Source organism: Acinetobacter populi, assembly GCF_002174125.1.
Lineage (GTDB): Bacteria > Pseudomonadota > Gammaproteobacteria > Pseudomonadales > Moraxellaceae > Acinetobacter > Acinetobacter populi.
Genome location: NZ_NEXX01000006.1, coordinates 209,970 through 222,080, shown reverse-complemented (window position 1 = coordinate 222,080; position 12,111 = coordinate 209,970). Strand labels below are relative to the sequence as shown.

Annotated in this window: 13 protein-coding genes; 9 read left to right on the top strand and 4 right to left on the bottom strand. The window is 41.1% G+C overall.

All coding sequences use genetic code 11. The annotated features are described in order from the left end of the window. Nucleotides 1-53 precede the first annotated feature (53 nt). Nucleotides 54-386 carry a Rieske (2Fe-2S) protein gene (locus CAP51_RS15175; protein WP_087621596.1) on the top strand — a complete coding sequence of 111 codons (333 nt, stop codon included), beginning with the start codon at nt 54-56 and terminating at the stop codon, nt 384-386. Nucleotides 387-388: 2 nt separating this feature from the next. Next, the gene (locus tag CAP51_RS15170; protein WP_087621670.1) at nt 389-1,021 is read left to right on the top strand and encodes an OB-fold-containig protein; all 633 of its coding nucleotides are present in this window, start codon (nt 389-391) and stop codon (nt 1,019-1,021) included. Nucleotides 1,022-1,105: 84 nt separating this feature from the next. Here CAP51_RS15170 and CAP51_RS15165 read toward each other — a convergent pair whose 3' ends face one another. The 3 genes from CAP51_RS15165 to ilvA form a co-directional block, all read right to left on the bottom strand. Continuing rightward, nucleotides 1,106-1,330, bottom strand: a complete 225-nt coding sequence (locus CAP51_RS15165; protein ID WP_087621595.1) for a DUF1653 domain-containing protein — start codon at nt 1,328-1,330, stop codon at nt 1,106-1,108. Between the two features lie 21 nt (nt 1,331-1,351). Further along, a complete protein-coding gene (locus CAP51_RS15160) occupies nt 1,352-1,720 on the bottom strand; it encodes a diacylglycerol kinase (protein ID WP_245809181.1) in 369 nt (122 codons plus the stop codon). A gap of 86 nt (nt 1,721-1,806) precedes the next feature. After that, nucleotides 1,807-3,348, bottom strand: coding sequence for a threonine ammonia-lyase, biosynthetic (gene ilvA / locus CAP51_RS15155; RefSeq protein ID WP_087621593.1), 1,542 nt, complete (start codon nt 3,346-3,348; stop codon nt 1,807-1,809). Between the two features lie 119 nt (nt 3,349-3,467). Here ilvA and rpiA point away from each other — a divergent pair, with 119 nt between their 5' ends. Together rpiA and CAP51_RS15145 are read left to right on the top strand one after the other, a co-directional pair. Next, complete coding sequence (gene rpiA, locus CAP51_RS15150) at nt 3,468-4,139, top strand: ribose-5-phosphate isomerase RpiA (RefSeq protein WP_087621592.1); 672 nt, start codon at nt 3,468-3,470, stop codon at nt 4,137-4,139. 3 nt (nt 4,140-4,142) lie between these two features. Beyond that, nucleotides 4,143-4,832 (top strand): M48 family metallopeptidase, encoded by a 690-nt coding sequence (locus tag CAP51_RS15145; protein ID WP_087621591.1) that lies wholly within the window; start codon nt 4,143-4,145, stop codon nt 4,830-4,832. A 62-nt stretch (nt 4,833-4,894) separates the two neighbouring features. Here the strand turns inward: CAP51_RS15145 and CAP51_RS15140 are convergent, their stop codons facing one another. Continuing rightward, nucleotides 4,895-6,394, bottom strand: a complete 1,500-nt coding sequence (locus CAP51_RS15140; protein ID WP_087621590.1) for a hypothetical protein — start codon at nt 6,392-6,394, stop codon at nt 4,895-4,897. Between the two features lie 190 nt (nt 6,395-6,584). Between CAP51_RS15140 and argC the strand changes: the two genes are divergently transcribed. From argC to CAP51_RS15115, 5 genes are all read left to right on the top strand, one after another. Continuing rightward, the gene (argC, locus tag CAP51_RS15135) at nt 6,585-7,634 is read left to right on the top strand and encodes an N-acetyl-gamma-glutamyl-phosphate reductase (protein WP_087621589.1); all 1,050 of its coding nucleotides are present in this window, start codon (nt 6,585-6,587) and stop codon (nt 7,632-7,634) included. 96 nt (nt 7,635-7,730) lie between these two features. Beyond that, nucleotides 7,731-8,486, top strand: a complete 756-nt coding sequence (locus CAP51_RS15130; protein ID WP_087621588.1) for a DUF6776 family protein — start codon at nt 7,731-7,733, stop codon at nt 8,484-8,486. Between the two features lie 13 nt (nt 8,487-8,499). After that, the gene (gene clpS / locus CAP51_RS15125) at nt 8,500-8,955 is read left to right on the top strand and encodes an ATP-dependent Clp protease adapter ClpS (protein ID WP_087621587.1); all 456 of its coding nucleotides are present in this window, start codon (nt 8,500-8,502) and stop codon (nt 8,953-8,955) included. Nucleotides 8,956-8,965: 10 nt separating this feature from the next. After that, nucleotides 8,966-11,239, top strand: coding sequence for an ATP-dependent Clp protease ATP-binding subunit ClpA (gene clpA, locus CAP51_RS15120; RefSeq protein ID WP_087621586.1), 2,274 nt, complete (start codon nt 8,966-8,968; stop codon nt 11,237-11,239). 3 nt (nt 11,240-11,242) lie between these two features. Beyond that, nucleotides 11,243-11,590: a YnfA family protein gene (locus CAP51_RS15115; RefSeq protein WP_087621585.1), complete on the top strand. Its 348-nt coding sequence runs from the start codon at nt 11,243-11,245 to the stop codon at nt 11,588-11,590. Nucleotides 11,591-12,111 lie beyond the last annotated feature (521 nt).

The following is a 12,111-nucleotide window of genomic DNA, read 5'->3' as shown; positions in this document are numbered from 1 at the left end:
GTTGCCAGTAAAGATAATTGCCAGTAGAGATAATCAATAGACAAGAGGTCGCCATGTATTTAATTTGCCAGACAGATGATGTACAGGAGCGTGAAGCTCGTGGATTTGACACACCGTTGGGAGAAATTTTGATCACCCAGCGTGATGGTTCTTTTTTTGCCTATAAAAATATCTGTCCGCATTTACAGGTCAGTCTTGAGTATATGGAAGATCAGTTTCTGGATATGGACAAAGAATATATTATCTGTTCGACCCATGGTGCTTTGTTTAATGTCGAAGATGGAGAATGTATTTGGGGGCCTTGTCAGGGTGAATCATTGACCAAGGTCGATATCGAAATTCATTCTGATGGTGGCATTTATTTACAGGGTAGCCGTGAGTCGTGAGATTGCCCGAGTTGTTTTTCGATTCTGCATTATTGCCATTTCATTTTTGTGTGGTGGCAATTTTTGTGCTGATTATCGGGGAAACCATCGGGATTTATATTGGACATCGTCCCTCTAATTTTATTCGCACAGTAATTCCATCGTGGATTAAAGATTCTCCTTTACTGAAAGTTCAGATTTCCCGTTTTATTATTTTATTATTTTTTCTGATTAATTTAAGCTATGCCGGTTATTTTATTCAACTCAGTTTTTTTGCATTTCATAAGGCATTTATCAGTTCTAGCCTGATTTTTATTCCCGCTTTTATTATGGCGTGGTTTTTTACCCTGTTTATGATTCATTGTCTGGATCAAGTGATTCAGCCTAGTCAAACCAGTTGTCAGGTTGATCTGGTTGGGCGTTTTGCTACCATTGTCAGTGGTCAGGCAAAACCGGGTGCCAGTGCCAATGCACAGGTAAAAGATCATATGGGTGGGGTGCATTATGTTCAGGTTGAACCGGAATTTGGCGAACTGGAATTACATGCCCATATTATTTTGGTGGGCTATAATGATTCGCATTATATTGGCAAGAAAATTACGCCACAACGTGATGAGCATCTGCCTCAGTTTTATCAGGATAAATATGACGACTGATTTTAACAATGAAAAAATATTCATTTAAATAACCAAATCAATATTCAAAACAACTTAAAACCAAAAGCATTATTTTGTGTCTGTTTAAAAATTTTCCTGAAGAAATTCAAAACGTGGGACGACATTGCCATTATCGAGTGTTACGTTTTCTCTAAACATGTCGAATGGTCTTAACCATAATTGATATTCACCATACAGACATTGATAGACCACCATCAATTCTTCTGTTTCGCTGTGCCTTGCAACACCAAGCACCTGATAAAGCTGGCCTTTATAGTGACGGTAGAGCCCTTTTTGAATATGTTGCATACCATTTAACCTGTTTGTGTGTTATTTCAATAAAATAATCAGCCAAGTGATAAAAATAATACTCAGCGAGACAAATTGTGCTGCACTGCCCATATCTTTGGCACGTTTTGATAATTCATGCTTATCCAGCGAAATGCGATCAACCACGGCTTCAATAGCAGAATTAAACAGTTCCACAATAAGTGAAAGCAAACATACGATGATCAAGGCAGCATGTTCAACGGGTGAAATATCAAGAAAAAAAGTCACTGGAATGAGGATAAGATTAATCCAGACCACTTGACGAAACGCTGCTTCATTTTGAAATGCTGCTTTAAATCCAGACATGGAGTAGGACCAAGCATTTAAGATACGGGTCAGACCGGTTTTACCCTTCTGTGGCGAGTACATAAATAAATCTCTATATCTGGAAGGAAGCGAGATGATTTTAAAGATGAAAGCTGAACATTTGCTTAATTCAGCTTTCATCTTACAATTTATTTTAAGAAGCGTTTATAGCCTTCGTTTTCACTAATTTCCACAAACGGATAATTAATTTGCTGTAGCGTGTCTATTAACGGATCTGTGCCATTGCTGCTTTTGATGCCCGATTCCAGTCCCATCAAGACACGACCTTCTGCTGCACCATGATTGCGATAGTGGAACAGGCTGATATTATGATCCGGGCCCAGACGTTCGAGGAAAGTGAGTAGGGCACCTGGACGTTCCGGAAACTCGACACGGAACAGACGTTCATCATTAAGATGTCCATGACCGCCAATTAAATAACGAATATGCAGTTTTGCCACTTCATCATCAGATAAATCAGACACATCATAATTTTGCTTTAAGCTGGCAAAAATATCCTGCCGTTCCTGTTCACCACCTTTTAGACTGATGCCGACAAAAACCTGTGCGTCATTACTACCATTATAGCGATAATTAAATTCGGTAATATTACGGCCTTGCAATGCTCGGCAAAATTGCAGAAATGCGCCTTGCTGTTCCGGCATGGACACTGCAAAAATGGCTTCCTTGTGTTCGCCTAGTTCGGTACGTTCGGCAATATAACGCAAACGGTCAAAATTCATGTTGGCACCACAGACAATCGACACCATGTTTTTATCGTGCAGTTTATGCTGTGCCACATATTTTTTAATGCCTGCCAAGGCCATAGCACCCGATGGTTCGACAATGCTACGATTCTCATCAAAGGTATCCTTGATGGCAGCACAGATTTCATCGGTGTTAACAGTGACCACATCGGGTTCGACGATTGGTCCGGAATTATCAGATTTAGGTAAACGAATCACTTCAAACGGTAATTCACCGATTTGTGCAACTGCTGTACCATCGGCAAATAAACCGACCGAAGGCAAAACCACACGTTCACCACTTTCCAGTGCTGCTTTTAAACAGGCCGATTCATCATATTCCACGGCAACAACTTTGACATGCGGTGCCACCTCACCCAGATAAGCTGCAACACCTGCGATTAGACCACCGCCACCTACCGCAACAAAAACATAGTCAACATCACGCCATTGCCGAAGAATTTCATTGGCAATGGTGCCTTGTCCTGCAATCACCAGTTCATCATCATAAGGTGGAATAAAGACTAGACCTTCATCTTTGGCACGTTGTTGAGCATAGCGATTGGAAATATCAAAACTATCGCCATGTAGCACCACTGTACCACCTAGACGTTTTACTGCTTCGATTTTGATATCCGGTGTGGTACTTGGCATCACGATGATTGCCGGCACCCCTAGTTTTTGTCCGGACAGGGCAACACCTTGCGCATGATTGCCTGCCGAAGCACAAATTACACCCCGTTGTAATTGATCTTTTGGCACTTGGCTAATACGGTTGTAGGCACCGCGTAATTTAAACGAAAAAACCGGTTGTAAATCTTCTCGCTTAAAACGAATGTTATTATTTAAGCGTTGACTAATTTTTGGTGCTGCTTCGAGAGGGGATTCTATTGCGACATCATAGACAGTGGCTTGTAAAATTTGTCTAACCCAACGAGACAACATGACATTCTTCCATTTTTAACAGTAAAATATGCGCTATTGTAGCAAAACAAATCAGCATCCGTTGCATTTTGCATGATTTAAATCATCGATCACCAGAGCCTAATACAGAGATTAGCACTATGAGTTTATATCCTTCTCAGGACGCCAAAAAACAAGCCGCTGCTGAAGCTGCCATTCAGCATCTACCTAAAGGCGGAATTTTGGGTGTAGGAACAGGCAGTACAGTAAATTTTTTGATTGATCTGTTGCCTCAGTTGCAACTTGAAGCTGCTGTTGCCAGTTCCAAGGCAACCGAAGAGCGATTGAAAAAACTAGGTATTGAAGTAGTTGAGTTAAACCATGTGGGTAATCTGGATGCCTATGTGGACGGTGCCGATGAAATCGACCGTCATTTGCATATGATTAAAGGCGGTGGTGCAGCATTGACAAGGGAAAAGATTGTGGCATCGGTGGCCAAAGAATTTATCTGTATTGTTGATGATTCAAAATGGGTGACGCAACTGGGGCGTGACTTTCCATTACCGATTGAAGTGATTCCGATGGCACGTTCGGCAGTTGCCCGTAAACTGGTGTCTTTGGGGGGTGACCCTGCCTATCGTGAAGGGGTGGTGACAGATAATGGCAATGTCATTCTTGATGTATTTAATTTAAATATTTTAAATCCTCTAGAACTGGAACAAACCATTAATAATATTCCTGGTGTGGTGACCAATGGAATCTTTGCACTACGTCCTGCCAATCTTGCCATTGTAGCAACTGATCAAGGCATTGACGTGCGCTCTGCTCAATAATATATGATTATTGATGCTGATTTACCGGAAATTGCGGTGGTTAAGCATGCCCGGGCCAAGCGTTTAAAACTTGCCGTATCGCCAAAAGGCATACGGCTGACTATTCCTCCGTTAACCACACAGCGACAAATTCATTTTTTTGTTGCACAAAGTAAGGACTGGCTCAAACAAACTTGGGCGAAATATCAGTTACAAGCTGTTTCGGCACAATCAATTGCCTTACCCGATCAAATTCGCTTATGTTATCTGGATCAGGTGATTGATGTATCCTATCAACCGATCAGCAAGGCGTATCAATATCAAGCGAAAAGCCAGCAGTTAATTGTGAATGAAGCCTGTGCCGAACAGGCTTTAACCCAGTTTATTATCCGACAAGCCAAGCAGATTTTGACCAGTCAACTATTAAATTATGCCGAACAACACCGTTTAACTGTGAATAAGGTTCGTATTGCCAGACCTACCACACGCTGGGGCAGTTGTAGTCATGATCAGTGCATTATGCTGCATGCAGGCTTATTGTTAATGTCGAAGCAAGATGCAGATTATGTATTATTGCATGAGTTGGCACATACCAGACACATGCATCATCAGGCCGTTTTTTGGACATTTTTGGAACAACTTTATCCGAATGCTAAAGTAGCTCAGAAACGGGTGAAAACATTCCGATTGCCGGCATGGTGGCAATCGAAATAAGAGAGACTTACATGTCCGCATGTGCTGTGGTCTATCAATATGATGCACTTTGCAGGATGACGTTATGTACAACTCATTTCAGTGGTAGTTAATTCAGTTGGATAAAATCCATCTGCATTTCCAGTTTTGGCGGAAATAATGTGTACATTTTTAATTTCAAGCTGCATGAAATAGGGTGGCCTGTTCTCACCAGCACCAATATTTAAAATATAATGCTGTGATGCTTGATCAAGGCGCAATAAATTATCAGAAACATCACGGTTAATACTGGCGTTGTACACCTGATTATTCTGGGTTAGGCGTACATTGCCATTTGGGAACATTTCAATTTTGCAGGAACCGACCTGATGGATTCCGATTAAATAATCAATTGCAGAAATTTCATTGCCAGTGTCATCTGCATTCAATCCCTGTTTGCATGGATAGGCACTGATGCCCTGACATTTTTCATCGCTGGAAAAGCCGAATGCACGATGATAATCACCTGCACCATTCCAGCGTACAGCGTTCGCTGTATCGACGCTATAACCCGTACTATAGTAGGAAAAGTTTTGTAATGCTTTTAAACCTTCAGGATTGATAATGCTTTGAAAGTTGGTATTTGCATAGTCGAGTGTTGCAGTCTTGAGTGTGTTACCAAAACTTTCCCGAATGGTTTTTTGTGTTTCGCCAATGCCCAACAAAGTATTTAATGCAGGATCAATATTTTTAGGTGCAGTGATCAGTGGCGAAAAATCGGTGTTATCGCCCGTAAATGTTCGCCCATCTAGCGATCCATCACGAAGATCTGTGCCTAGACTTTGTGCCAGTTCTAGATAGGTATTTTGACTCTCTGGATATAGTTTGACCCAGTAATTCAATAATCCCAATCCAGTGAAAATATTGATGTAATTGCGCGAGGACATTGTACTATATTGCACCAGCCGGATGCTTTGATCGGTATTGAATAATGGGAATTGTGTTGCATCAAATGCACCATTTAAGCTTGCACTGACCTCGGAACGGGCTTTGCTTAGATGCTTAGCTTCAATCAGTGTTAAATCCGCACGGCTGGGATCAAGATTACCAGCACGAACTAGCGTGCGTTGATAAATGGCTTCAGAGAACGGGCTAAGAGTTATATCAATCGTACTCCCCTGAATCATTGCAATGGCATTGATTTCACCATGAAATGGAACGAATCGCTTTAAAATTGGGTCGAACATGGTGCTATTATCCAGTCCTGTGAGTTTGACGGATAACAGCTTATTACGATAATTATTAACTGGCACATTATCGACCACGGCATCAAAGTCAGAGAAATCCTGATTGTCATATAGTGGGGTACTATCGCCCACAACCTGAATACGCAAATGCGAATTTTTAACCTGCATTGGCATTCGGACAGAGATTTTAAAAACACTTTCTGGTGTTGTGGTATCGGGTTGTGTATTGTCATCACTGATACGTGTGGTACCAGAAGATCCTCCACCACATGCGATCAAACCACTACATAGCAGTATTAAAACCGATTTAGACCATAAACCTGTAGATACAGATTGTTTTGTTTTTATCGAAGGCATCCCGCACTCCATGTATTATTTCGGTAATGTTCCATTACCATGAGGTATTGTTGTTCCAGTGTGGAAATAGCAACAGGTGTTGACATTAAAAAGTAAAAATAATTGCACGTCTATTAAAATACATCGTTTTGTTTAAATCAACATCCTGTCATACTGTAGCATATGCTTTTTGAACGAGAAGGAAAAGATTGTGGTTGAAGTCGGTATTGTCGGTGGCACTGGTTATACAGGAATAGAACTGATTCGTTTGTTGTTACAACATCCCGAGGCTCACCTCAAGTTGCTTACCTCTCGAACAGAAGCGGGTCTGAAAGTTTCTGATATGTTTCCAAGTTTACGCGGTGTATTGGATCTGGCTTTTAGTCCGCTGGATATCGAACAACTAAAAACCTGTAATGTGGTATTTTTTGCAACACCGCATGGCGTGGCCATGAAATATGCACAGGAATTGGTCGATGCTGGTGTGAAAGTCATTGATCTGGCAGCAGATTTTCGGTTACAGAATCTGGATAAGTTTCGTCACTGGTATGGCATTGAACATAACTGCCCAGAATTATTAAAAAAATCCGTTTATGGCTTGTCCGAACTGAATCGTGAAAAAATTAAACATGCTGATGTTATCGGTAACCCGGGTTGTTATCCGACCACTGTACAATTGGGTCTGGCGCCACTGTTAAAAGCTGGTCAGGATTTGATTGAATATGACAATATTATTGTCGATGCCAAGTCTGGTGTATCTGGGGCAGGGCGTAAAGCCAGTATGTCGATGATCTATACTGAAAACACCGATAACTTTAAAGCCTATGGTGTGGGTGGCCATCGTCATCATCCCGAAATCGTTGAAGCACTGGAAAATATTTCCGGTAAAAAAGGTGCATTTGATGGTTTGACTTTTGTACCCCATCTGGTACCGATGATTCGTGGTATGCTCAGTACCATTTATGTCAATCTTACCGCAGCTGGTCAGGAAACAGATTTACAACAATTATTTGAACAATTCTATCAAAATGAAGCATTTGTTGACGTCATGCCCGAAGACAGTCAGCCGGAAACACGTAGTGTACGCGGTGCAAATTATTTACGTATTGCCTTGTATCAACCTTTGCCAAATCGTTTGGTTATCGTGGTTGCACAGGATAATCTGGTTAAGGGCGCTTCAGGTCAGGCGATTCAAAATATGAATATTATGTTTGGCTTAAATGAATCTTTGGGTTTAAATCATATCGGGCTTTTACCTTAAAGCATCTTTTTTTGATAACATTCATTCGCCATAATATGAGCATCGTAACGTATAATCGTTTACGGATTTAAAATATTTTAGGACATATGCGTTCTCATGAAGAATACCGAACAGTCAGAGCAAATCCCTGCGCTAGAGCATCGCTCGAAACAGTCTTTTGTAAAAAGTAACTATCCGTTGGTCATTGCTGCCGTTTTACTGGCTGGCGGGGGACTTGGGCTTGGTTATGCGGTAGGGCATAAGCAAGGCCTGACTGTGGTGGGTTTTGATGCGGATGCAGAAGAGTTATCAGAAATTGTCAATAAACAGAAAAAATCGCTTGATGCGGTGAGTGTGGCTTTAAATACCGCAACTCAGGAGCGCGATGTTGCCATTGGCAATGCCAAAGAGCTGAATGTTGCACTCGATGCAGCAAAACAGGATAAACGGCAGGCTGAGTCACTCAGCGCAACCTATCGTGAAAAGCTGCGTGAACGTGGTGGTTTAAGTTTATCCATCCAGAATCTAGCGATACGGCCACTACCAAGTAATGCCTATGAATATGTTCTGGATCTGGTACAGGTCAGTCCAAATCGTCGACGTGCGGCAGGTAAAGTCGAAATCCGTCTGGTGCAAAACAGTGAAATATTGACTGTACCACTGGACAGTGCTAATTATAATTTTGAAGATTTTGAGCGATTGACAGGGCGCTGGACCATGCCAAGTGGCTTTACACCACAATATATCGAAGTGCATTTAAGCGGTGCAGGTAATCCGGTTATTCAACGCTTTGCATGGCAAAGAGGTAAGGATACGGTCGAATCACCTGCTTTTCTTTCTGAAATTCCACAAGCTGAAGCGAATGCAAAATAGAAGTTAGAAATTTATGTATTATTCATGGTTAAAGCAATTTAGAAAATTAAAGCCCGAAGCTTTAGAACATATAAGACAAAATTTTATTGCCTCCGGCGTGGTCGACTGGCATATTCAAAATACGGCTGTATCTGCACAACCTATTGAATTACAAGAACAAGATGATGATGGTGAACATGAAGTTGATGTCATGGTTGCACCACCACAACTTAAGCGTCCACCACAATATGCGGTTGTGTTACTCAATGATGATTACACACCAATGGATTTTGTTATTGAAATTTTACAACAATATTTTGCATTAGACCTTGACCGAGCCACCCAAGTAATGCTAACTGTACATCATGAAGGTAAAGGTATTGCTGGCATATATCCACGCGATATTGCCGAAACAAAAGCAAACCAAGTAAATAATTACGCTCGATCACAAGGACATCCTTTGCTTTGTCAGATTGAGCCACAAGAATAGAGGTTACAGCATGCTCAGTCGTCATTTAGAGGTATCATTACGTTTGGCTGTTAGCATGGCCCGCCAAAAACGTCATGAGTTTCTAACTGTTGAACATTTACTTTTGGCTTTGTTGGATAATGACTCTGCGGTAAATGCCTTAAAAGCATGTGGCGGAGACATTGTTGCGTTGCGTAAAGAATTAGAAGAATATATCGACTTACATACGCCAAAACTCCCTGAAAACAGTGAACAGGCACCACATCCGACAGAAAGTTTTGATCGTATTTTGCAAAGATCAATTTTTCATGTGCAATCCAGTGGTGGTGATCGTGCGGTTGAGGGTGCAGATGTACTTGTGGCAATGTATTCCGAAAGAGATTCCTTTGCGGTCTATTTGTTGAAACGTCAGCAAATTAACCGCTTAAATCTGACCCAGTACCTTTCTCACGGTGCACAGAAAGAAGATGCACCGCTAGAGGAACAAGAAGACACAGAACAAGATAGCAGTGCAAGTTCGGGTAATGCTGGACCACTGGAACTCTATACTGTCAATCTTAATCAGGAAGCGCAATCCGGAAAAACAGATCCGTTGATTGGCCGCCAAAAAGAAATTGAACGTACTGCACAAATCTTGTGTCGTCGTCGTAAAAATAATCCTTTGCTGGTTGGTGATCCTGGGGTTGGAAAAACCTCGATTGCAGAAGGTTTGGCATGGCTGATTGTTAAGGGACAAGCACCAAAACCATTGGCTGATGCAGAAATTTACAGTCTGGATATTGGGGCATTGGTTGCCGGTACAAAATACCGTGGTGATTTTGAAAAACGCCTGAAACAGCTGTTAAATGCCTTAAAGAAAAAAACACATGCGATTTTATTTATTGATGAAATCCATATGATTATTGGTGCAGGCTCTTCTATGGGCAGCACCATGGATGCATCAAACCTGATTAAACCCGCATTGGCAAATGGTTCCTTACGTTGTATTGGTTCAACGACATTTCAGGAATATCGTCAGGTTTTTGAAAAAGATCATGCCTTATCAAGACGATTCCAGAAAGTTGACGTGGTTGAACCGACTATTTCAGAAGCGATTGATATTTTAAAAGGCTTGAAAACCAAGTTTGAAGAATTTCATAATGTGAAATACGACGATGCAGCATTAACAGCTGCGGTTGAATTGTCGGTAAAATATATTCATGAACGTTTCTTGCCAGATAAAGCCATTGATGTGATTGATGAAGCGGGTGCACAACAACGCTTGCATGCCAATGGTGAAACCAAGCAGATTGGTGTCACGGAAATTGAAGAAGTTGTTGCCAAAATTGCACGGATTCCGCCAAAAACTGTTTCTAAAGATGATAAATCTGTACTTGAGCATCTGGAACGTGATTTAAAACGTGTGGTGTTTGGACAAGATGAAGCAATTACCGCTTTGGCTTCAGCCATTAAACTTTCCCGTGCAGGCTTAAAATCTCCAGATAAACCAATTGGTAGTTTTATTTTTGCCGGTCCTACTGGTGTGGGTAAAACCGAAGTCACACGTCAACTGGCAAAAGTGCTGGGTGTAGAGCTGGTACGTTTTGATATGTCTGAATATATGGAGCGTCATGCAGTTTCACGCCTGATTGGTGCACCTCCTGGTTATGTTGGTTTTGATCAGGGTGGTTTGTTGACAGATGCCATCAATAAAACACCGCATTGTGTATTATTGCTGGATGAAATTGAAAAAGCCCATCCAGAAGTATTTAATCTATTATTGCAAGTGATGGATCATGGTACTTTGACCGATAATAATGGCCGTAAATCTGACTTTAGAAATGTTATTTTGGTCATGACCACCAATATCGGTGCAGAGAATATTTCTCGAACCAGTATTGGCTTTACAGAACAAGATAACAGTCTGGACAATACCGATGCCATGAAACGTGCATTTACACCGGAATTCCGCAATCGTCTGGATGGTGTGATTCAGTTTAAACCTTTACCAACACTGGTGATCGATTCTGTGGTGGATAAATTCCTTACAGAGTTGCAAGCACAACTGGACGATAAGAAAGTGGTGCTTGAAGTTGATCAGGATGCTCGGGACTGGCTGGCAGAAAAAGGCTATGACCGTTTGATGGGTGCACGTCCGATGCAACGTCTGATTCAGGACCAACTGAAAAAACCATTGGCCGAGATGATCTTGTTTGGTGATCTGGTGAATGGTGGAACAGTCAGTGTATCGATTCAACCTAAAGACAGTGATCATGAAGGTTTAAAACTTACTGTGATTGAAGAACACCGGACTGAGCCTGTTTAAGCAATGGATTTTAGTCGGTTATTGATCACGTTTGTTTTATTTGTCTGTACGGCAGTAGCAGAAATTGTAGGTTGTTATCTGCCGTATTTGATTTTAAGAGAAAATAAATCGGCATGGCTTTGGCTACCTACAATGATTAGCCTTGCAGTGTTTGTTTGGTTGCTTAGTTTGCATCCCACTGCAACAGGGCGCGTTTATGCAGCCTATGGTGGGATTTATATCAGTGTGGCATTGATCTGGCTGCGTTATGTTGAGCAAGTATCCTTAACGTGGTGGGATATGGTTGGTGGGGCAGTGGTTTTATGCGGTGCAGCGATTATTATTCTACAGCCGCATGCATTTATCCGATAACTAGAAACTATAAGAGGTCAAGCTGACAACCTGTTCTTTGCAGCTGGCTATATTTTTGATCATATTGTAATAATCAGAATTGAAATTCATCACTAAAGTGGATATTCGCAAATATGGGATTTGTTTTTAAATTTTCTGGTGTAATTGCGTCCTGATCTTTTTCATCAAGTTGTTTTAATAAATTCATGGCATTTATTGCTGTCGGTTTAAAGCATAATATTCGGCTAAAAATTCAATTTTACGCTGTGTTAACGAGGAGTGAGATTGAACGAATTAGGTAATAAATTGATTTTGCTGATGAAGCCAGCGTTCAGCCTGTTGTGGGATTTTCAATATATAAATATCTAAAATATTGTTGGATAAAATTAGTGTATTACCATCATCAATAGCATCTTGCTGATGATTCAAAATTCTAAAATAATTTGGACGCAGTTGTTTAACTTAAAAATCTCTTTTTGTTTTTGCCCATTAAAGGATATTCTAGTACTCAGCTTGAAGGTCATCATATTTTTAGGAAAAAC

Bases quoted from the DNA above. Each gene is read 5' to 3' on its own strand.
- ilvA (WP_087621593.1), bottom strand. From the start codon at position 3,348: ATGTTGTCTCGTTGGGTTAGACAAATTTTACAAGCCACTGTCTATGAT.
- CAP51_RS15140 (WP_087621590.1), bottom strand. From the start codon at position 6,394: ATGCCTTCGATAAAAACAAAACAATCTGTATCTACAGGTTTATGGTCT.
- rpiA (WP_087621592.1), top strand. From the start codon at position 3,468: ATGAGTTTATATCCTTCTCAGGACGCCAAAAAACAAGCCGCTGCTGAA.
- CAP51_RS15160 (WP_245809181.1), bottom strand. From the start codon at position 1,720: ATGTACTCGCCACAGAAGGGTAAAACCGGTCTGACCCGTATCTTAAAT.
- CAP51_RS15175 (WP_087621596.1), top strand. From the start codon at position 54: ATGTATTTAATTTGCCAGACAGATGATGTACAGGAGCGTGAAGCTCGT.
- clpS (WP_087621587.1), top strand. From the start codon at position 8,500: ATGTATTATTCATGGTTAAAGCAATTTAGAAAATTAAAGCCCGAAGCT.
- CAP51_RS15145 (WP_087621591.1), top strand. From the start codon at position 4,143: ATGATTATTGATGCTGATTTACCGGAAATTGCGGTGGTTAAGCATGCC.
- CAP51_RS15165 (WP_087621595.1), bottom strand. From the start codon at position 1,330: ATGCAACATATTCAAAAAGGGCTCTACCGTCACTATAAAGGCCAGCTT.
- CAP51_RS15115 (WP_087621585.1), top strand. From the start codon at position 11,243: ATGGATTTTAGTCGGTTATTGATCACGTTTGTTTTATTTGTCTGTACG.
- clpA (WP_087621586.1), top strand. From the start codon at position 8,966: ATGCTCAGTCGTCATTTAGAGGTATCATTACGTTTGGCTGTTAGCATG.
- CAP51_RS15130 (WP_087621588.1), top strand. From the start codon at position 7,731: ATGAAGAATACCGAACAGTCAGAGCAAATCCCTGCGCTAGAGCATCGC.